Genomic DNA, 20,974 nt, shown 5'->3' with positions numbered 1-20,974 from the left:
CCTGAGCTGCAATCACCCTTCTTACCCCCATTGCCTCCCCGAGTCGCCGCAAGATGCGGGATCATGTCTGGCATGACCGAGGTGTCCTCGCTCACAGGGCGGTTGCTCGTGGCAACACCCGCCCTGGCGGACCCGAACTTCGACCGTGCGGTGGTGCTCCTTCTCGACCACGACGAGGAGGGCTCGCTCGGTGTCGTCCTCAACCGTCCGACGCCGGTGGACGTCGGCGACATCCTGGAGGGCTGGGCGGACCTGGCCGGCGAGCCCGGCGTGGTCTTCCAGGGCGGCCCGGTCTCCCTCGACTCGGCGCTCGGCGTCGCCGTCATCCCCGGCGGCTCCTCGGTCGACGGCGCCCCGCTCGGCTGGCGCCGGGTGCACGGCGCGATCGGCCTGGTCGACCTGGAGGCACCGCCGGAGCTGCTCGCCTCGGCCGTCGGCTCGCTGCGGATCTTCGCCGGGTACGCGGGCTGGGGCCCGGGCCAGCTGGAGGACGAGCTGGTCGACGGCGCCTGGTACGTGGTGGAGTCCGAGCCCGGCGACGTCTCCTCGCCGGCCCCCGAGCGGCTCTGGCGCGAGGTCCTGCGCCGGCAGCGCAACGAACTCGCGATGGTGGCCACGTACCCGGACGACCCTTCGCTCAACTGATGCGTGTGAGCTTCAGTACCCTTGGCGGCATGAGCACTCTCGAGCCCGAGCGCGGGACTGGTACGGGGACCCTCGTAGAGCCGACGCCACAGGTGTCCCACGGCGACGGCGACCACGAGCGCTTCGCCCACTACGTCCAGAAGGACAAGATCATGGCGAGCGCCCTCGACGGGACCCCCGTCGTGGCGCTGTGCGGCAAGGTCTGGGTGCCGGGCCGCGACCCGAAGAAGTACCCCGTGTGTCCCATGTGCAAGGAGATCTACGACTCCATGGGCGCCGGCGGCGGCGACAAGGGCAAGGGCGGCGACAAGTAGCCCTGCCGGTCTCCGGCCGGGCTCCGTCGGGTCCCCGGGGCGCCTTCCGGCGTGCCCCGGGGACCTTTTGCGCGACGCTGAGGGGCTGATGTGACGGTACGGACGGGGCTGGTTCCCGCGCCCGCCGAGTTCTCGCCGCCGGGCGACGGCGCGGGCCATCTGCTCGACGCCGGCTCCGGCATCGACGCGGGGCCGGGCACCGAGCGGGTGGCGCAGTGGCTGCGCGCCACGGTCGGCGCGGCGACCGGGCTGCCGCTGCCGCCGCACACCGGCGACCGCGACGGCATCGTCCTGCGCCTCGACCCGCGGGAGTCCGATGACCCCGAGGGCTACGGCCTGACCGTCGACCGGCACGCGATCACGCTGCGGGCGGCCGCCGAGCCCGGACTGTTCCATGCCGCCCAGACCCTGCGCCAGCTCCTGGGTCCCGACGCCTTCCGCCGCGCCCCCGTCACCTCCGGGCGGCAGTGGGAGGTGCCCGCGGTCACCGTGCGCGACGCGCCCCGCTTCCGCTGGCGCGGCCTCATGCTCGACGTGGCCCGGCACTTCATGCCCAAGGACGGCGTCCTGCGCTACCTGGACCTGATGGCCGCGCACAAACTCAACGTCCTGCACCTGCACTTGACGGACGACCAGGGCTGGCGGGTCGAGATCCTCAAGTACCCCCGGCTGACCGAGGTCGGCTCATGGCGGGCGCGGACGAGATTCGGCCATCGGGCCTCGCCGCTGTGGGAGCGCAGACCCCACGGCGGCTTCTACACCCAGGACGACATCCGGGAGATCGTCGCCTACGCCGCCGAGCGGCACATCACCGTCGTCCCCGAGATCGACGTACCGGGGCACTCGCAGGCCGCCATCGCCGCGTACCCGGAACTGGGCAACACCGACGTCATCGACACCACCGCCCTCTCCGTCTGGGACGACTGGGGAATCTCTCCCCACGTACTCGCCCCCACCGACACCACTTTGCGTTTCTACGAGGACGTCTTCGAGGAGCTGCTCGGTCTCTTCCCCGCGGACGCCGCGCGGTTCTCGCGTTTCGTTCACATCGGGGGCGACGAGTGCCTCAAGGACCAGTGGGCCGCGTCCGCGACCGCGCAGGCCCGCATCCGTGACCTCGGACTCGACGGCGAGGACGGCCTCCAGGCGTGGTTCGTCGGCCACTTCGACGCCTGGCTGACCGCGCGCGGACGCCGTCTGATCGGCTGGGACGAGATCCTCGAGGGCGGCCTCGCGAAGGGTGCCGCGGTCTCGTCCTGGCGGGGCTACGCGGGCGGGGTCGCCGCCGCGCGGGCCGGCCACGACGTCGTCATGTGCCCCGAGCAGTACGTGTATCTGGATTACCGTCAGGACGCGGGTACGGAGGAGCCGGTGCCCATCGGCTACGTCCGCACGTTGGAGGACGTCTACCGTTTCGAGCCCGTGCCGCCGGAGTTGACGCCCCAGGAGGCCGCGCACGTCCTCGGCGCGCAGGCCAACGTGTGGACCGAGGTGATGGAGGACCACGCGCGCGTGGACTACCAGGCCTTCCCCAGGCTCGCCGCCTTCGCCGAGGTCGCCTGGAGCCGCTTGCCGGCCCCCGAGCAGCGGGACTTCGCCGGATTCGAGGAGCGGATGGCCGAGCACTACCGGCGGCTGGACGCCCTGGGGGTCGGCTATCGGCCACCGTCCGGGCCCCGGCCGTGGCAGCGGCGCCCCGGGGTGCCCGGCCGCCCGATCGAGGGCGCGCCCCCGAACAGGTAGTCCCCGAACGGGCAACCGGCCCTCCCGAACGCGCGGTGGAAAACCGTCGTAAGCATCACCGAAGAGTGGCAAATCGCGCGCACCGGCGATGCCGTGCCAAAACGGACCATCTCCCAGGTGGCGGGGGCGAATGCCTCGTAGTGGACCCACGTCTTCGGGTGCCTCGAAGATGTGCCAGAGTTGCCACGTCCGCCCTGTCAGCACGTACCGTACGGCAACACAGGTGGGACCAGGTGGGGCAGCGGGAAGGGGCAGCCGGTTTGACCACGCACGCACCGCAGGCGGCGCAGTCCGTCACGCTGCCCACGACGCTGAACGAGGCCGTGGCGGCCCTCGTCGCCACGCCCGCCGCCGTGCCCGTGGCGGGCGGCACCGACCTCATGGCCGCCGTCAACTCCGGACAGCTCAGGCCCGCCGCCCTGGTCGGCCTGGGGCGGATCAGCGAGATCCGCGGCTGGCAGTACCAGGACGGGCACGCACTCCTCGGCGCCGGCCTCACGCACGCGCGTATGGGCCGTCCCGACTTCGCCGCCCTGATCCCGGCGCTGGCCGCCGCCGCCCGCGCCGCGGGCCCGCCGCAGATCCGCAACGCGGGCACCCTGGGCGGCAACATCGCCACGGCGGCGCCCACCGGGGACGCGCTGCCGGTCCTGGCCGCCCTGGAGGCGACACTGGTCATCGCGGGCCCGGGCGGAGCCCGCCGGGAGATCCCCGTGTCGCACCTGCTGGCGGGCGTCGACATGCTGCGCGGCGGCGAACTCATCGGGTACGTGCGCGTGCCCCTGCTGCACGCGCCGCAGGTCTTCCTGAAGGCGACCGGCCGGACCGGACCGGGCCGTGCGCTGGCCTCCGTCGCCCTGGTCCTGGACCCCGCGCGGCGCGGCGTGCGGTGCGCCGTCGGTGCCATAGCGCCGATGCCGCTGCGCCCGCTGGACGCCGAGCAGTGGGTCGCCCGGCTGATCGACTGGGACAACGGCCGCGCGATCGTCCCCGAGGCGCTGCACGCCTTCGGCGAGTACGTCGCCGCGGCCTGCATCCCCGACCCGGCCCCCGAGGCCGACGGCTCCGTACCGCAGCTTCCGCCCGCCGTTCTGCACCTGCGGCGCACCGTCGCCGCACTGGCCCGACGAGCACTGGGGAGGGCGCTGTCGTGACCGACGACCAGCACGGAGAGGGCACCCCGCCCCAGAGCGGCGGCCGCTGGGACCCGCTGCCCCAGGGCGACTACGACGACGGCGCGACCGCCTTCGTGAAGCTTCCCGAGGGCGGCATCGACGCCCTCCTCGCCGCCGCGGACAGCCCCCTCGCCGCACGCGGCCACGGCTACGTGCCGCCGCAGATTCAGTCCACGCCGGGCCCGGGCACCGACCCCGAGGCCCCGGGCGCCTGGGGCGCACCGGCCGACGGCGCCCAGTGGCCCGACCCCAACGCCGTGCCGCACGGCGCCGGGAGCGACCAGTTCACGTACAACCCCGCAACCACGCAGCAGTGGGCCTACGAGGAGCCGCCGCGCGCGGAGGGCGGGCCCGGGTCCGGTCAGCACGTCACCGGCCAGTGGTCGATTCCCGTCGCAGGCGGTGACCTTCCGGACGAATCGGGCGAGTTCACCACGTCGTCCCTGGTCCAGCAGTGGGGCGGGACGCCCCCGGCGACCCTCCCCGGCGGCGCGGCCGCCCCCTGGGCGACGGAGGGCGCGGGCCTGCCCTGGGGACAGGAGGCCGCGGAGCCCACGGGAACCGACGGCGCCGGCCGGCCCCTCGCGTCGGCCGCGGGCACGGACACCGCCCCGGCCCCGACGGACGGCGGGCAGCCCTACGGCCACCCCGGCGCACCGCCGATGCCGGGCGGCCACGGCCCCGGCGCCACGCCCGGCCCGCACCAGCCGCACCACCGGGAGCCCACCGGACACGGACCCGCGGACGAGGACGGCACCGAATACGCGCCGGACGCCGCGCGCGGGCACGCCGGCGAACAGCCGCGGGAGGCATCGCCTGCCACCGCCCCCGCCGGACCGCCGACCGCCGGGCACGGCGAGAGCTACGCCTCCGACGCCGCCGCAGCCGCCTCACAGGCCGTCCACGACGCCCGTGAGGCCGCCGCGGTGGCCGAGGCGGCCCAGGAGGCCACCGAGGGCGCCGAGGGCCCCGTAGAGGCGTTCACGGCGCCCGGTGACGGGGCGGAGGCCGAGTCCGCCGCGGCCGGAGCCGCCACCGCGCCGGAGGACGGTCGGGACACCGCCGACACCGCGCCCGCCTCCGACGGCCCGGACTCCGAGGTCGCACCGGCCGAGGACACCCCGGACACCTCCGAGGAGCCCCCGCCCGCGCTGCCCGGCGAGGAGCACCCCCTCGCCGCCTACGTCCTGCGCGTCAACGGCGTGGAACGCCCCGTCTCCGACGCCTGGATCGGCGAGTCGCTGCTCTACGTGCTGCGCGAGCGCCTCGGCCTCGCCGGAGCCAAGGACGGCTGCTCCCAGGGCGAGTGCGGGGCGTGCAACGTCCAGGTCGACGGGCGCCTCGTCGCCTCCTGCCTGGTGCCCGCCGTGACCGCCGCCGGCAGCGAGGTCCGCACCGTCGAGGGCCTCGCCGAGGACGGGCAGCCCTCGGACGTGCAGCGCGCGCTCGCCCGCTGCGGCGCCGTCCAGTGCGGCTTCTGCGTGCCCGGCATGGCGATGACCGTGCACGACCTGCTCGAGGGCAACCCGGCGCCGACCGAGCTGGAGACCCGCCAGGCCCTGTGCGGCAACCTGTGCCGCTGCTCCGGTTACCGGGGCGTCGTCGACGCCGTCCAGGAGGTCGTCGCCGAACGGCAGGCGCACCACGCCGCGGACGCCGAACACGACGGCGACGACGCACGTATTCCCCACCAGGCGGGTCCCGGAGCCGGCGGTGTCAACCCGTCGGCGTTCGACCCCGCCCCGCACGACCAGGCGTACGGACAGGACGGAGGCCAGGCGTGAGCAACGAAGCCGCCACCGCGACCACCGCCGCGGAGGCAGCACCCGCCCCCGAGCCGATCCCGCACGGCCTCGGCGTCTCCCTGCCGGCCGCCGACGCCCGGGCCAAGACCGAGGGCACGTTCCCGTACGCGGCCGACCTGTGGGCCGAGGGCCTGCTGTGGGCGGCCGTCCTGCGCTCCCCGCACCCGCACGCGCGCATCGTGTCGATCGACGCCTCCCACGCGCGCGAGATGCCCGGCGTCCGGGCCGTCGTCACGCACGAGGACGTCCCCGGCACCCCGCTGCACGGCCGCGGCACGGCCGACCGCCCGGTCTTCGCCTCGGAGGTCGTACGCCACCACGGCGAACCCATCGCCGCCGTCGCCGCCGACCACCCCGACACCGCCCGCATGGCCGCCGCGGCCATCATGGTCGAGTACGAGGTCCTCGACCCCGTCACCGACCCCGAGCAGGCCTTCGAGGCCGAGCCGCTGCACCCCGACGGCAACCTGATCCGGCACATCCCGCTGCGTCACGGCGACCCGGACGCGGCCGGCGAGATCGTCGTCGAGGGCCTGTACCGCATCGGCCGCCAGGACCCCGCCCCCATCGGCGCCGAGGCCGGCCTCGCCGTCCCGCGCCCGGACGGCGGCGTCGAGCTCTACCTGGCCTCCACCGACCCGCACGCCGACCGCGACGCGGCCGCCGCCTGCTACGGCCTGGAACCCGAGCGCGTCAAGATCGTCGTCACCGGTGTCCCCGGCGCCACCGCCGACCGCGAGGACCAGGGCTTCCAGCTCCCGCTCGGCCTGCTGGCCCTGCGCACCGGCTGCCCGGTCAAACTCACCGCGACGCGCGAGGAGTCCTTCCTCGGCCACGTCCACCGCCACCCCACCCTGCTCAGATACCGCCACCACGCCGACGCCGAGGGCAGGCTCGTCAAGGTCGAGGCGCAGATCCTGCTCGACGCGGGCGCCTACGCCGACACCTCCTCCGAGGCCCTGGCCGCCGCCGTCGGCTTCGCCTGCGGCCCGTACGTCGTGCCCAACGCCTTCATCGAGGGCTGGGCCGTACGCACCAACAACCCGCCCTCCGGCCACGTCCGCGGCGAGGGCGCCATGCAGGTGTGCGCCGCCTACGAGGCCCAGATGGACAAGCTGGCCAAGAAGCTCGGCGTCGACCCGGCCGAACTGCGCCTGCGCAACGTCCTGGCCACCGGTGACGTCCTGCCGACCGGGCAGACGGTGACCTGCCCGGCGCCGGTCGCCGAACTGCTCCAGGCCGTACGGGACTTCCCGCTTCCCGCGCTGCCCAAGGACACCCCCGAGGACGAGTGGCTGCTGCCCGGCGGCCCCGAGGGCGCGGGCGAGCCGGGCGCGGTCCGCCGGGGCGTGGGCTACGGCCTCGGCATGGTCCACATGCTCGGCGCGGAGGGCGCCGACGAGGTCTCCACGGCGACCGTGAAGGTCCAGGACGGCGTCGCGACCGTGCTCTGCGCGGCCGTCGAGACCGGCCAGGGCTTCACCACGCTGGCCCGCCAGATCGTCCAGGAGACCCTCGGCATCGACGAGGTGCACGTGGCCCCCGTCGACACCGACCAGCCCCCGGCCGGCGCGGGCTGCCGCGGCCGCCACACCTGGGTCTCCGGCGGCGCGGTGGAACGCGCGGCCAAGATGGTCCGCACCCAGCTCCTGCAGCCGCTCGCCCACAAGTTCGGCATGTCCACCGAGCTGCTGCAGATCACCGACGGCAAGATCACCTCGTACGACGGAGTCCTGTCGACGACCGTCACCGAGGCGATGGACGGCAAGGAACTGTGGGCGACCGCCCAGTGCCGGCCGCACCCCACGGAGCCGCTCGACGAGGCCGGCCAGGGCGACGCGTTCGTCGGCATGGCGTTCTGCGCGATCCGCGCGGTGGTCGACGTCGACATCGAGCTCGGTTCGGTACGGGTCGTGGAGCTGGCGCTCGCCCAGGACGTCGGCCGCGTCCTGAACCCGGCCCAGCTGGCCGCCCGGATCGAGGCGGGCGTCACCCAGGGCGTGGGCATCGCCCTGACGGAGAACCTGCGCACCGCGCGCGGGCTGATCCGCCACCCCGACCTGACCGGCTACGCGCTGCCCACGGCCCTGGACGCCCCGGACATCCGCATCGTCAAGCTCGTGGAGGAGCGGGACGTGGTGGCGCCGTTCGGCGCGAAGGCGGTGAGCGCGGTGCCCGTGGTCACGTCCCCCGCCGCGATCGCCTCCGCCGTCCGCGCCGCGACCGGCCGCCCGGTCAACCGCCTGCCGATCCGCCCCCAGGCCGCGGTCGTCACGTCGCAGTAGCCGCCGCCGGACACCTTCGAGGTGTCCGGGGGCGGACGGAGGGCGGCGTATCGGGGGGCAACGCATCCCGCGGGGGCCGGCGCATCCCGCTGGTCTCGCGGGTCTCGCTGGTTTCGCGTGGAGGGAACGCGGGAGGGTGCCCCGAGCGTCTTGTGTTCAGGGGCCGTTGTCAGTGGCGGGGCGTACTGTTCCGAGCAGTGGGACGGCTGCCGGCCACGAGGCGGACGGCAGGTCGCGTCCATGTCCGGTCGGCTGTCCCCGTGCGGGACTGCGGGCGGGCACAGCGGGCCGGGCGCAGCGGGAAATCCGGGGGAGCAGAAGGCATGACGACCGACACCGCCGTCGCGGCGATCACGTTCACCGAGGACCAACTCGACCCGTACGTCACGCACGGCCCGACGCGGCGCCGGCTGACGGGTCCCGGACTGCCGGGCGCCAGCGCCCTGTTGACGTTCGCCGTGCTGCGCACCGAGGGCCTGCGCACGCTGGCGGAGAGCACCGACGCGGCGCCGGGACCGGGCCGCGGGCTGCGGGACCGGCTGGTGATAGGCGAACTCCTCGCGCCCGCCGGCATGGAGGCGGAGTCGATCCTCCTCGACGGCGGCACGGGCGAGATCAGCACGGCGTACCTCTTCGAGGCGCGGGACGACCGCCCCCTGGCGCCCTCGCTGGAGGCGCTGGTGCGGTTCGCCGCGGTCACCGAGGAACTGGCGGACCTGCGGGGGCAGTTCGCGTCCTTCGCCGGGCGCCACGGCAGCAAGGCGGCGGCCGAGGCGTCCCGGCAGCTGCTGGCGCTGTTCGAGCAGGACACGGACGGCCGGGTCCCGCCGTACTGGAAGGCGGCCGCGCTGATCCGCCCCCTCGCCCTCGCCGCCGGCCCCGGAACGCGCACCGGCCTCACCCTGGACGTCCCCGCCCGCCTGCTGGACGAAGAGTTCGGCCACGCGCGCGTGGTCCGCTACGAGGACGTCGACTTCCCGGCCACGCTCACGCACGAGCCGACCCGCCGCTTCCTGCGCGAGACGGGCCTGCCGGAGGACACGGTCCTGTTCCACCTCGACACGGAGGTGCCGCTGCAGACCCTCGCGGAGTACGCGGCGGACGACCGCCCCGGCACCGCCTCGCCGTTCGAACTCCCCGCCCGCGCCGACCACTTGATACGCCTCGGCCACCTCGTCGAGGACAACAGCCTGGTGGTGGACGGCGCGACGGGCGAGGTCCTGAACTGGAGCGAGCCTGAGGCGAGACTCCACCCGCTCAACACGGACGTCTCCACGCTCGCCTTCACCCTCTGGCTGCACCACCGCGAGCGAGGCATCGACAAGTACCTCTCCCACGAACTCACGACCCGGGCCTACGACCAACTCGCCGCGACGATGCTCCAGGTGCTCGCCTCGGTCGACCCGACGGCCGCGACCACGCCGGCCGACTGGCACTACTGGACGCAGGCATTCCAGGACGAGGCCGGCGGAGTGCTCTGAGGGACGCCGCCCGGACTCAGGAAGCCCTGGTGCCCGTGCGGCGCCGGCGTGCGGCGAGGACGAGGAGGCCGCCGAGTCCGGCCGCGGCACTCGCGACACCGGCGACCGCCGGGATGCCGTCGGAGCCGGTGCTCGCCAGGCTGCCGGTCACCGAGCCGCCGCTGGAGGCGCCGCCCGCCGAGGTACCCGAGGCCCCGGTACCACCGGCGGCCTGCCCCTGCGGGTCGTTGCCGTGGCCGCCGCTGCCGGACCCGCCGCCGGTCGAACCGCCGTCCGTGGAACCGCCGGTGGAGCCGCCCGAGGTGGTGGGGTCCTCCTCGTTGTCGGTGGGGATGGCGATGTGGATCTGGGCCTTGTCGTCGGCCGGGTTCTTGTCGAAGGCCGGGTGGATGTCGTAGACCGAGGTCGCCTTCACCTCACTGGTGGTGGTCTTCGCATCGGCGTCGATCTTCAGCATGAAGGTGTAGAGGAGCGACTGGCCGACTTCGGTGGTGTGGTCGGCGGGCGTGCAGACGTACACGTCTCGGCCCGGCGTCCCGCCGGGAGCGTTCGGCCCGTCGATCCCGAACGGCGAGCACTCCTCGGGCACCTTGGTGGCTTCGGTGCCCGCCGGGATGTGCACCATGAGCGCGGGCTGGTCGTCGCTCTCCTGGTTGCGTATCCAGCCGGGGCCGTCGTTGCGCAGGGCCACCGTGACGGACTGCCGGTCCCCCGCGAGGGCCTCGGTGTCGTCGCCGACGGCGACGAGATCGGCGCTGCTGTCGGCGGCGAGGGCCAGCCGCCGGTAGCTGTCGCCGAAGCCCTCGCCCGGCGTCTCCCCGCTCTTCCCCGTGCCGTACTCGACGGCCTCCATCAGCGCCTTGGGCAGCGCCTTGAACCGTACGGCGGTCTTGATGGAGGCGCCGGGCTCGACGACCTCGTCGAGCGCGCACACGGCCTGCCGGACCTGGTCCGCGACGGTCGAGTAGGTGCAGCCCGTGACCGGCTCCGGGAAGTCGAGCCCCCGGGTCAACCGCACCCGGAAGCTGACCCCGTCCGCGGCCGCGGTCCCCTTGTTGGTGACGACGACGTCCTGGTCGTACACCTCACCGGGCTTGGGCGCCGCCGCCGGCAGCGCCGAGACCACCAGATCGGCGCCGTCACCGTCGGCATGCGCCGCGGGAGCGACCCCGCCGGCGATCGCGACGGCGGCCACGAAGGCGGCCGAGGCCCGGATGTACGAGCGCATGCGCTGGCGCACGTGGATCTCCTCGTCGAAGACAGACAGCACGACGACCGGTGGTTCGCCCACCGGTCATGTGATGGACCCCCGAGGGGCGCCCGGGGTTGTGCTGCCGTCGAGGAGGAGACGAACACATCGGAGGCCGTGGCGGGAATCGAACCCGCGTAACTCGCTTTGCAGGTTTGTCCGGCCTGGTCAGGACATGATCCGGGAGTGTCCAGTGGCGTTCGTTCCTGTACGGGTGCCCTGCCCGTCGTGGTGGAGTGAACGGCTCTGGCCGGCCGTGGACGGGGACGAACGAGACGGAAACTGAGACGGAGGCGCTACCGGACAAACCCATCACGCCTAGAGATCACTGGTAAGTGCGCGACGAATGTTCGGTAAATACTCAGTAACGGAGATCGGTTCCTCGGCGCTGAGAGGAGGGGCGCCCCAGGCGTCCGATCAGTCTCATATTCCTCTGGGGAGACTCCTTGACCACGACCCCGTCCGGCGGCCGTCACAGACGCCGGATACGCATCGCCCTGCCCGTCGCCGCCGCCGGTGTCGCCGCGGCCGTCGCCGTCGCGGTGATGACCTCCTCCGCCAGTGCGGCCACCGCCGTGCCGATCCCGACGGTCAAGCCAGCCATCGGCTCACCGTCGTTCTCCACCCTGGAGAAGCGCATCGCGGGCGCCCTCGCCGACGACGCCGCCACTAGCCAGGCCACCAAGATGTCGTCGCTGAGCTCCGGCACGAACACGTCGAGCCCCGTACCGATGCTCATCGGTGGCACCGACACCACCATCAGCACGGCCCCGTGGATGGCCCAGCTCTGGTACCACAACGACAGGAACACCACCGACACCAGCGACGACGTGAACGTCTTCTGCGGGGGTGCGGTCGTGGCGCCGACGAAGATCCTGACCGCCGCCCGCTGCCTCAGGAACGACAACAGGGACTACGACTGGAAGACCTACGGCGTCGTCGTCACGGGTACCGACCAACTGCCCACCACCGACTCCACCGGCACCACGGACCTGCACGGCGGGCAGGCCACGGCCGTGCTGCGCCAGTGGTGGCAGGGGGGATACGACCCGGTGGACAGGGAGGCAGGGAGGAACCAGGACGACCTCGGCCTGCTCACCCTGGCCGTCCCGGTCAAGGCCACGCCGATCCGCATGGTCACCTCCGGCGACACCGCCTCCTACGCCGTCGGCACCCAGGCCAAGGTCTACGGCTGGGGCCGTACCAGCTCCACCAGCCAGGACACCTCCCAGACGCTGCGGGCGGCCACACTGACCCTGCAGTCCGACAGCACCTGCTCCGGCGTCTACGACACGGGTTTCGTCGCGGGGCGCATGGCCTGCGCGGGCACCCAGACCGGGAGCGACACCGGTACCAGCGCGATCTGCGACGGTGACTGGGGCGGCCCACTCGTGGTGGGCGGCAGGATCGCAGGCGTGGCCTCCTGGGGCTACTACAACGACTGCGTGAAGCAGGGCGACTACAGCGTCTTCACCAAGACCAGCTTCTACGTAGGCTCGGCCTACCACCAGATCGACGACACGAACCTGAGCACCTTCAACAACAAGCCCGACGGCAGGGCCGACATCTTCGTCCGGGAATCCTCCACGAAGACCGGTTACGAGAAGGACTCCAACTCCGGCGGCACCTCCTTCGGCGCCCGATCCTCCTGGGGCAACTGGGGTGGCGTCAACCTGGCCCTCCAGACGGACCTCAACCGCGACGGCTACCAGGACCTGATCTACCGGGTCAGTTCCACCGGTGACGTCTACTGGGAGCACTTCGTGCTGAACAGCGCCCGCACGGACGGCTCCTGGACCGACACGAAGATCTTCACGGGTTGGAAGACCCGCACCCGCATCATCGCGCCGGGTGACGTCACCGGCGACTACGTGCCCGACATCCTGTCGGTGGACTCCAGTGGGACACTGTGGATCTACCCGGGCAAGGGCAACGGCACCTTCGGCTCCCGCTTCTCGTGCCGCACCGGGTGGAACCAGTACAACTCCGTGCGCGGCCACGGCGATTTCACCGGCGACGGCAGGGCCGACCTGATCGCCCGCCAGGCCAGCACTGGCGACCTGTACCTGTACAAGGGCACCGGCAAGACCGGCTCCGAGGCTTTCTCCTCCCGGATCAAGGTGCGCAGCGCCTGGACCGGCTACAACGCCTTCGACGCGGTCGGCGACATCACCGGCGACGGCCTCGCCGACTTCCTGGCCCGCACCCCCGGCGGCACGCTCTACCTCTATAAGGGCACCGGGCAGGCGACCACCGGGATCTTCGCCACACGGGTCTCGGTCGGCAACGGCTTCCAGTACTACGACATGTGGGGCTGAACCCGCAGGTGAGTAAGGCTCACCTGAGGGAACGGCCAGGCACAGTGCCCATCGCCCAGAGGCGGTGGGCACTGTGCGTGGTACGGCCTCTCCCCGAGTTCGAGCCGGGCCGACCACAAGGCGCGCTTTGCAGGTTTGTCCGGGCCAGCCAGAGTGTGATCCCGGCGGGCTCGTCTGCGTTCAATGCCGGACGGACGCCGTGGCCGTTGAGGCAGCGTGCACTGCCCCGGACGGCCGCGTACAGCGATGAATGAGACGGAAACTGAGACGGTCGCCCCTGGTCTCGCGTCGCTGGTCACCCACGTCATACTGTCTCGCCCATGGATGGTCAGTGGGCAGTGGTCGTGGGGGCGGCATTGGGCGCCAGCGGGGCCGTCGTTGGTGCGCTAACCACGTGGGCGAGCGCACGACTCCAAAGCCGTTCGCATCTGGACATCGCCCGGTTGCAACACGAGTCTGCACAGTACGTGGAGACGATCGACCGTAAGCGGACGGCTTGCGCGGAGCTGATCTTGTCGGTGGACACAGTCCGACGTCAAATGCGCGTAGTGCGACAGCAAATCGAGGGTGCGGATGGTTCTGCCGACGTTTTCCACGCTAAGCGCCTCGCCGTGCACGACCGGATACGCGAGATGCAAGCAGCCGAGTGGGTCTTGAGACTCATGCTCTCAGTCGATGAACAGGACTCTCTTAGCCAGCTCTTGGACGCCGTCTACGTGGCGCACGATGCACTGATCCACGATGGTGATGAGTGGCTCGCGCAGAGCCTCGATGGTTCGGGCCGTCCTCCAGGCCAGACGGAGCGCTTCGTGTCAACGACGGCCCCTCTGCAGGCTCAAATGATGACGTTTGCGCAGCTCGTCCACTCACGTCTGTACTTGCCGGCGCTCGCTGTGGGCGACATCCCGGTTCAGACTCCACCCTCCGAGCCTCGCTGATGTTCGGGGTGTCGTGACGCCACGGGCTTCCCGTTGCGGTCACGCGCGCGGATGGCCCCCAACACGCTTTCCAACTGTCCGCGCGGCCGTTCGGGGTCGTTCACGGGCGTTCACGGTGCAGGTCAGACGGGGTCCACGTACGGCGATGAACGGTGGCGGCCGTCAGCGCACTGGACAAAGACCAGGACAAGGACTGGTCACGGAATCAGGCTCCGCTTGGACGCGCAAGGGCGTCGATGAATCTTCCTCATCGTGGTTGCGGGGAGGCGGATGAAGCCGGTCCCATCGCCGCATAGCGTGGCTCATGGTCTGCTGTGGGTAAGCATCCGCTGCGTCCACGCCACAAGCTGGCGGATTAGCTTGCTGGATCTTTGTGCACCGTGCGCAGTGAAAGGCAGCACCAACAACGCCGGAACGCTGGCAATAGTCACCAGCACAACCGGTACGAGACACAAGGCAACCAAAACAACGCGCTGCAGAGCGAGCGATGCGGAGGCTAGTTGGGAAAACATCGTCGGTGTGAGCAACGGACACCCCTTGGGTTCGTTCGGACGCTGCTCACCTTGCACGTCGGCTCTCAGTTGCAAGAAGCCGCATCTGTTGACTCTTTCGATGCAACAATGGGCATCAACAGTGGGAGGTAAGCATTGGGGGAAGACCGCAGGTCAGCCAGACGTCGGTCAGAGATAGAGGTAAGCACTCTGCCGGAGGTTGCAGCTCTGGCAACCGAGTTGACCATCATCTTCAAGAGTCTCGGTATCAGCCAGCAACAGTACGCAATAAGGGCAAACTATGACAAAAGCTACGTTTCTCGTTTCCTGAATGGCAGGCGGGTGGCTACGCAAGAGTTCATTGATCGACTGTTGCGCGAGGTTGAAAGCCATCGTCGGACATTGATCACGGATGAAACTCGTGTGCGCTTAGAGCAATTGCGTAATGGTGCCCTGCGGGTTTATGACCCGGAGCTATTCAGAGTCGAAACCATGCGCAGTGAGGTGAGCAAGTATCAGCGCGAAGTGAAGCGTCTACTTCTGCATCAAGAAGCGCTTGAGGGGTTGCTTGAGCGGCGGCAGGCCCGAAGCAGAAGAAAGCCGACGTGAACTCGCGCAGGCCCAATCAGACTGGATTGCAGATCGCATTCGGAGCGATGCCGAACTTTTGGCTTTAAAGGGAGAAGCGCAAAGGCATCGAGATGAGCGTCAAGAACTACTGGAGCAAATCGCGCGATTGAGAGCGGAGCTGAAGGATACAGTCGAGCAGAAGAGGGAAGCCGAGCATCGGTGTACTCAGCTGGAAGCACAGGCTATTGCGATAGAAATCGACGTGGCTGAGAGACGGGAAAGGGATGGGGTCGACGGTGTTGATGTACCGATTGGGTTCGTCCAGGCTAAATTGCAGACGGCTGAAGATGCTGAAATCTATCGGGAGCTTGCAGAATTCGCGTTGAGTCGCTCCAGTGTCGACGTGGCTCAACTCTCCATTTGGCTGTTCGGTCAAGGAATGGAGGAACCCGCGAATCAGCTTGTAAGCGATTATTGCCGGCAGCGCCCTATTCTCAACATCGTGGACTTGGTCCTTAACTATGAAGTGCTGGGCCCCGCGCGAACACTGTCCTATATGGGCGTCACTGGGCAGGTATACAAAGTGGTCGGTAGGAGGAGTTGCGAGGACCTGCTTCAGTTCTGCACGCTCTACGCAGAAGCGCGCCAGCACTCAAAGACCAATCGTATCAAGCTAGCCGATATTACCTACCGGTGGTTTGGTCACCATCGGAGTTTTCCAGAGAGGGTGGGGCGATTTTTTGATGTCGTAGACCATTTGATTTCCATTGGGGAGCAGGGGGCTTCAGCTGATCTTGTCAGGCAAACCGTGACCTTAACTGGAATTTCATCAGTTTTCGGTCCAGTAATCGCCGAGTCGGGTCGTGATGCTGAAGTAAGAATCTTGGTGACCGAGTTTCTTCAGTCAGTTAAGCGAAGTGATAAGCTCCAACCCCATATGCTTCTACGTCAAATCCAGAAAGCTGACAGATACTCGAACCCGTTGATGGCCGAGTTGCTGCTTGCTGGCATGTGTGACATGTTTGAGCTGGCAGAATTCTGCTCGATCCTCATCGAATCGCTCGACTTGAGATGGGAGACCAGCATCGCTGGCCGCATTGTCGATGCGATTATTGCGAAAGGTCTTGCCGCTGAGGTGCGCAGTTACATGGTGCGGGAATTCGCTGCTGGCTATATCGAAGTTGGTGAGGTCGCGGAGATCGAATACTCGCCAGTAGTCGACCGTTTGCTGAATATGCTTTCTGGTGAAGAGCGTTAGTGGTGGAGTCCCTTTTATGTGTGCTCTGGCTCAGGGATGCTGGCGCCCTCTTGCCCGCGATAGCCCAAATAGACGGAAGACGCGGCCTCACTAGGAGGCCGCGCCCGCTTCTGTTCGTGCCGCTCAGGCAGGGAGGAATCCCGGTTTCCCACGGCCCAGGTCTTGCAGGTTGTTCAAGTAGTCCTGTGCCGCCGGTTCCTTGCCGTAGCGCTGCCTCATGACGGCCGCGAGTTCTCGGCTGGTCATGATGAGGGAGGGGACGGACTGTCGGTCGCCCTGTAGCGCTCGCTGGCCATGAATGAGTGCCTGTTCGAGGTCGCCCTCACGCGCTGCCGTGACTCCGAGCGTCACCCGCGCTTCGGCGTTCCGCATGGGCGAGCGTTCCATGCCGTCGAAGTCCGTTCCGGCGCGTAGAACCTCTTCCGCGAGTGTCCGGGCAAGTCGGTCTTCGCCGACCAGCCGGTAGCAGTCCATCGAGTAGAAATCGAACTTGGCGGGGTCTACCACAAAGTGGTTGTCGAGGTTCTCGGGATGCGGCATCCCTTCAAGCAGCCGACGCCCCTTGTCCAGCGCTACCTCAACCTGCCGGCGGTCTCCGAGTCGCGCCCACGCCTTTGCTTCCTGGCCAGCAAGTTGCACCGCAACGCTGTGGTTCGGCGCTGCCTCTGATCCGGCCTGCGCTGCCGCGATGACGCTGCGATAGTCCCCGGTCGTGAGGGCGAACCAAGCCCGCATCTCGTGAGCCCACCCCGCCACCTCGGGGTGTTCTGCCTCCGTCGCGAGCGACAGTGCGGCACGGCGCGTCGACTCGGCCGCGTGGCGGTCTCCTGAGTCGTACTCGACGCAGCCGACCAGCAGAGCGAGCCAGCCCGACAGGGCGAGTACCTCGCGGTGTTGGGCGAGCGTAAGGTTCTTCCCGGTCAGGTCAACGACGCGGCGCAGCCACTGCCGCCCCTCAATAAGCAGCTGTCCACTCGGCATGTAGGGGTATTCAGAGCAAAGCCGATCCGTGGTGATCCGGAGGGCATCGAGGGTCGCGCTATCCACATCGGACCGGTTCAGGCGACTCACGATCTCTAGAGTCTCCATCCCGCTCGCTGTCAGGATCTCCCTGTCACCGTCCCGCCGTGACGGAGCGGGGAAGAGTGCATGTGTGACCGTGCCGAACACCGCCGCGATGATCGGCTGGTAGAAATCGTTCGGTGCTTGGCCGGACTCCCAGCGCTTCCACTGGCGAATCAGCACCGGACACCGGCCGGACCGTGATCTACGCCCTGACCCCGATGGGTATGTCCGTCTCAGCCGAGGGCATGGCGTTCCTCGCTCGTCGGATCGTCGTCCACACCGACGGCCGGGATGCAGAGAACGAGCGGCGTACCGCCGACATCGTGCAGGCCCTCGCCTACCACCGGGCCCGTGCCGCACACCACCCGGTCAACCGAGTGCGTAAGCGCTCCGATCGGGCATCGTGGCGACTGGCCCGCAAGGTCGGAGTCGGCGACGCGGCCCTCGGATCGAGGCTGCTGGGCGTCCAGCGCGACCGGATCACGGACGGCGCGGATGCCGCCCTCGCGCCCGTCCGTGGTGTTGACGCGGCTGTCGGTGCCCGATCCGGTGTCGGTCGACTTCGTGAAGCCGACTCTCCCGTTCAAGCCGGTTCCCGCGATCGCCCCGGCGGTCGACCCGGTCAAGGCCGATCCTGCGCCGACCGGACGTCGGGCGGTGGCGGCCGACTCCCCCCGATCCCGTCGGGCGACCGGTCGGGTTCCGGAGGTGGCACGATCGCCCCGACCCAAGCGCACGCGCGAACAGTTGCTCGCCGAGGCTCGCACCGCGACCGCTGATTGGCCCGCCGACCGGATCACGGCGGAGGGCATCCGCCGCACGGTCCGCACCTCGCCGGCGAACGCGCGGATGCTGCGGGACACGCTGCTCGCCGAGCGCGCCGACGACGGTGGTAAGGCCGCGTGAAGCGGCTGACCCTCGCCGACTGCTTCGACCCGACCGGGGAGCACTTCGGCATCCCCACCTTCCCATGGCGGTGCGCCCCCGACGACTTGGCCACCCGCCGCCAACTCCGCATCCGTGGACTGCGGCCAGGCGGCCAGGACATCGCGGCACAGATCCTGCGCCCGCGTCGTCGCCGGGAGCCGCTGACCGCGTACCTGTACCGGGTCGACCTCGCCCGGCCGGTGCGCCCCATGACCGAGGGCCGGTGGCGTGCGCACGAAGCGATGATGCGCGCCCGCCGCCGCTGCCCCGAGTGCCGCCGGGATGCCGGATACGTCATCCCGCCCACGCTCGGAACCTGCGTGACCTGCGCCTACCCCGAAGAACAGCGCGCTGCCTGAACCATCCCGCATCCCGGGTCCGGCCGCCCCACCTTCCACAGCAAGCCGGCCGGACCCTTCGACTCCCGAAGGAGCACGTCCATCGTGACCGAGAACCCCACCTTCCCACCCCCGGACGCCCCGGAGGGCACCGACGAGCAGACGGCCGCCGTGCTGCCGTTCACGCTGAAGAAGACCCCCGCCCCGCCGCCCAGTTTTGCTGAGGATGAGGCGAAGCCGGGTGAGTGGGAGGCCGAACTCCCCGACACCGACGGCCCCGAGGGCGAGGGCCTTGCCGAGGGGGCCCCGGTGGACCCGCCGCGCGAGGTCTACCCGCCCTCGGTGGCGGAGTGGATGGAGGCCAAGGACAAGGCCCGGATGCCTGTCCTGCCGGACTGGGTGAAGCTGCCCGATCAGCGCAAGGCCGTCCGCAAGTGGGCTCTGCGGCACTACTCGGCCGTGGTCGGCTATCACGCCGTTCGCCTGCCGTGCATCTACACGCCCAAGGTGCTGTGGTACTCGCCGCGCGGGGCGTGGCGCTGGTCGGCCGCGATCGGCCGGTGGGTGTTCGACGCCGAGGGCAAGGGCCTGCGGCTGGCGGCCGTGGCCAACGAGGACGCGGCGGAGTACCTGAAGCTGTCGCGGCAGCGCAACGACCGCGTCCGCCTGCGGGGCATCGTCGCCGCGATCGCCTCCGTGGTCGGCCTCGCCGCCGCCCTGACCCTGTACGTCATGGCGCCGTCGTGGCTGCTCCTGCTGGCCATGGCCGCGCTGACTACCACGCTCGGGGCGGTCGGGGCGCCCCCCGACCGGCCGCTGATCGACATGGCCAAGGTGACGTTCCGCAAGCGGCGCCTGTCCTCGGACATCGTCGTCCGCGCCCATGAGGCGGCCTCGCTGACCACCAAGGATCAGTCCATCGCGTTCCCGCGGCCGATCGGCCGGGACGGCGACGGTTGGCGGGTGGTGGTGGATCTGCCGTACGGCAAGACGTTCGAGGACGCGCTGAAGGCGCACGGTCGGCTCGCCTCCGGTATGGATATCGCCCCCACTCAGCTCTTCCTGGACAAGGACGAGACGAGCGGGTGGCGGGTGTCGTACTGGATCGCCGACCGTGACCCGCTCGCCGTCCCGTCGGGCAAGTCCCCGCTGTTGGGGGCGACGCGGGTGGACTTCTGGAAGCCGTTCCCGTGGGGCGTGGACGAGCGAGGCAACCCGGTCATGGCCACCATGCTGTGGCTGTCGCTGCTGGTCGGCGCCGTACCCCGGCAGGGCAAGACGTTCTCCGCCCGCGCCATCGCCCTTGCCGCCGCGCTGGACCCGTACGTGCGCCTGTACGTGTTCGACGGCAAGGCGTCACCGGACTGGCGCAAGTTCGCGCTGGTCGCGCACCGCATCGCGTTCGGCATCGTGCCCAAGAACGGGTTCGACCCGGTGGCGCATCTGCTGACCTCGCTGCGGGAGCTGAAGGCGGACGTCGAGGACCGCTACCACCGGCTCTCGGAGCTGCCGCTGCACATCTGCCCGGAGGGCAAGCTCACCCCGGAGATCAGCCGGGACAAGAAGCTGAACATGCCCCTGACCCTGTTCGTGATCGATGAGGTGCAGGAGTACTTGCAGCACCCCGAGCACGGCAAGGAGATCCTGTCGCTGCTGGTCTACCTCGCCCGGGTCGCCCCAGCGGTCGGTGTCTCGGTGATGACGTCCACGCAGAAGCCGGACGACAAGGCGTGCCCCTCGGAGCTGCGGGACCAGCACCAGGCTCGCTTGGCCCTGCGGGTGGGTTCCTGGCAGGTCTCCGACGTCGTCTTGGGCGCCGGCTCGTACAGCGAGGGTCTGGACGCGTCCAAGCTGCTGAAGTCCCACAAGGGTGTGGGCCTGCTCAAGGGCATGTCCGATGACTCGGGGATCGTGCGCACCTACCTCGCCGACGGCCGCGACGCGGAACGCATCCTCACCCGGGCCGCCGCGCTGCGGGAGGCCGAGGGCACGCTGACCGGCGATGCGGCCGGCGAGGCTCCCGCCCCGGAGGTGTCCGTGACAATCCTGGACGATGTCGCGGCCGTGCTCGGCAAGGGCGAGGCCAAGGTGTGGTCCGAGACCATCCTCGACCGCCTCGCCGACCTGCGCCCCGACACCTACGGCGCATGGGCCGAACTGGAGGCCAAGCCCAAGGCCGAAGCACTGACCGCAGCACTCAAGCCGTTCGGGGTGGCCACGGAGCAGATCGGCCGTCGCGTGGACGGCAAGACGGTCAACAAACGCGGCATCAAGCGGGACCACCTCGCCGCCGCGATTACACAGCGCAACGAGAAGCGCGACGCCGGATAGCCCCGAGGGTCGCTAACGCTAGCGGCAGCCGTCGCTAGCGT

General features: G+C 70.0%; 15 protein-coding genes and 1 pseudogene. 14 read left to right on the top strand and 2 right to left on the bottom strand.

All coding sequences use genetic code 11. From position 1 onward, the window contains the following. The first annotated feature begins 72 nt into the window (after positions 1-72). The 7 genes from LN251_RS09770 to LN251_RS09740 all read left to right on the top strand — a co-directional run bounded on the left by LN251_RS09770 (position 73) and on the right by LN251_RS09740 (position 9,448). The gene (locus LN251_RS09770; protein WP_174267348.1) at positions 73-645 is read left to right on the top strand and encodes a YqgE/AlgH family protein; all 573 of its coding nucleotides are present in this window, start codon (positions 73-75) and stop codon (positions 643-645) included. A 29-nt stretch (positions 646-674) separates the two neighbouring features. Further along, a complete protein-coding gene (locus LN251_RS09765) occupies positions 675-959 on the top strand; it encodes a DUF3039 domain-containing protein (RefSeq protein ID WP_058925017.1) in 285 nt (94 codons plus the stop codon). A 90-nt stretch (positions 960-1,049) separates the two neighbouring features. Then, a complete protein-coding gene (locus LN251_RS09760; RefSeq protein ID WP_458244055.1) occupies positions 1,050-2,702 on the top strand; it encodes a beta-N-acetylhexosaminidase in 1,653 nt (550 codons plus the stop codon). A 260-nt stretch (positions 2,703-2,962) separates the two neighbouring features. Then, positions 2,963-3,856 carry an FAD binding domain-containing protein gene (locus LN251_RS09755; RefSeq protein ID WP_458244054.1) on the top strand — a complete coding sequence of 298 codons (894 nt, stop codon included), beginning with the start codon at positions 2,963-2,965 and terminating at the stop codon, positions 3,854-3,856. Continuing rightward, entirely contained in the window at positions 3,853-5,661 is a 1,809-nt protein-coding gene (locus LN251_RS09750; RefSeq protein WP_458244053.1) for a 2Fe-2S iron-sulfur cluster-binding protein, read from the top strand. The genes LN251_RS09755 and LN251_RS09750 overlap by 4 nt, the downstream gene beginning before the upstream one ends. Continuing rightward, positions 5,658-7,967 carry a xanthine dehydrogenase family protein molybdopterin-binding subunit gene (locus LN251_RS09745; protein ID WP_458244052.1) on the top strand — a complete coding sequence of 770 codons (2,310 nt, stop codon included), beginning with the start codon at positions 5,658-5,660 and terminating at the stop codon, positions 7,965-7,967. The genes LN251_RS09750 and LN251_RS09745 overlap by 4 nt, the downstream gene beginning before the upstream one ends. Positions 7,968-8,290: 323 nt before the next feature. Continuing rightward, a complete protein-coding gene (locus tag LN251_RS09740) occupies positions 8,291-9,448 on the top strand; it encodes an SUKH-4 family immunity protein (RefSeq protein ID WP_458244051.1) in 1,158 nt (385 codons plus the stop codon). A gap of 16 nt (positions 9,449-9,464) precedes the next feature. Here the strand turns inward: LN251_RS09740 and LN251_RS09735 are convergent, their stop codons facing one another. Continuing rightward, positions 9,465-10,739, bottom strand: coding sequence for a hypothetical protein (locus LN251_RS09735; protein WP_458244050.1), 1,275 nt, complete (start codon positions 10,737-10,739; stop codon positions 9,465-9,467). Between the two features lie 503 nt (positions 10,740-11,242). Here LN251_RS09735 and LN251_RS09730 point away from each other — a divergent pair. From LN251_RS09730 to LN251_RS09715, 4 genes are all read left to right on the top strand, one after another. After that, positions 11,243-13,015: a trypsin-like serine protease gene (locus tag LN251_RS09730; RefSeq protein WP_458244159.1), complete on the top strand. Its 1,773-nt coding sequence runs from the start codon at positions 11,243-11,245 to the stop codon at positions 13,013-13,015. A gap of 320 nt (positions 13,016-13,335) precedes the next feature. Beyond that, positions 13,336-13,953, top strand: a complete 618-nt coding sequence (locus LN251_RS09725; RefSeq protein WP_458244049.1) for a hypothetical protein — start codon at positions 13,336-13,338, stop codon at positions 13,951-13,953. A gap of 647 nt (positions 13,954-14,600) precedes the next feature. Further along, positions 14,601-15,053 (top strand): helix-turn-helix domain-containing protein, encoded by a 453-nt coding sequence (locus tag LN251_RS09720; RefSeq protein WP_458244048.1) that lies wholly within the window; start codon positions 14,601-14,603, stop codon positions 15,051-15,053. After that, positions 15,013-16,272 (top strand): hypothetical protein, encoded by a 1,260-nt coding sequence (locus LN251_RS09715; protein ID WP_458244047.1) that lies wholly within the window; start codon positions 15,013-15,015, stop codon positions 16,270-16,272. The genes LN251_RS09720 and LN251_RS09715 overlap by 41 nt, the downstream gene beginning before the upstream one ends. 123 nt (positions 16,273-16,395) lie before the next feature. Here LN251_RS09715 and LN251_RS09710 read toward each other — a convergent pair whose 3' ends face one another. Continuing rightward, positions 16,396-17,442: an XRE family transcriptional regulator gene (locus LN251_RS09710; RefSeq protein WP_458244046.1), complete on the bottom strand. Its 1,047-nt coding sequence runs from the start codon at positions 17,440-17,442 to the stop codon at positions 16,396-16,398. Positions 17,443-17,510: 68 nt separating this feature from the next. Between LN251_RS09710 and LN251_RS09705 the strand changes: the two are divergent. The 3 genes and pseudogenes from LN251_RS09705 to LN251_RS09695 all read left to right on the top strand — a co-directional run. Then, positions 17,511-18,243: pseudogene (locus LN251_RS09705) on the top strand (conjugal transfer protein); the annotation flags it as partial. Beyond that, positions 18,240-18,623, top strand: coding sequence for an RRQRL motif-containing zinc-binding protein (locus tag LN251_RS09700; protein ID WP_458244045.1), 384 nt, complete (start codon positions 18,240-18,242; stop codon positions 18,621-18,623). The pseudogene LN251_RS09705 and the gene LN251_RS09700, both read left to right, overlap by 4 nt. An 84-nt stretch (positions 18,624-18,707) precedes the next feature. Further along, a complete protein-coding gene (locus LN251_RS09695; protein WP_458244044.1) occupies positions 18,708-20,933 on the top strand; it encodes a cell division protein FtsK in 2,226 nt (741 codons plus the stop codon). Positions 20,934-20,974 lie beyond the last annotated feature (41 nt).

The organism is Streptomyces sp. MAI_2237, from assembly GCF_054189285.1.
This window is presented reverse-complemented; position numbering and strand designations above follow the sequence as displayed.

What these genes read in the sequence shown, in the direction of transcription:
- LN251_RS09770 (WP_174267348.1), top strand. Translation starts at nt 73, where the DNA reads ATGACCGAGGTGTCCTCGCTCACAGGGCGGTTGCTCGTGGCAACACCC.
- LN251_RS09765 (WP_058925017.1), top strand. Translation starts at nt 675, where the DNA reads ATGAGCACTCTCGAGCCCGAGCGCGGGACTGGTACGGGGACCCTCGTA.
- LN251_RS09740 (WP_458244051.1), top strand. Translation starts at nt 8,291, where the DNA reads ATGACGACCGACACCGCCGTCGCGGCGATCACGTTCACCGAGGACCAA.
- LN251_RS09730 (WP_458244159.1), top strand. Translation starts at nt 11,243, where the DNA reads ATGACCTCCTCCGCCAGTGCGGCCACCGCCGTGCCGATCCCGACGGTC.
- LN251_RS09725 (WP_458244049.1), top strand. Translation starts at nt 13,336, where the DNA reads ATGGATGGTCAGTGGGCAGTGGTCGTGGGGGCGGCATTGGGCGCCAGC.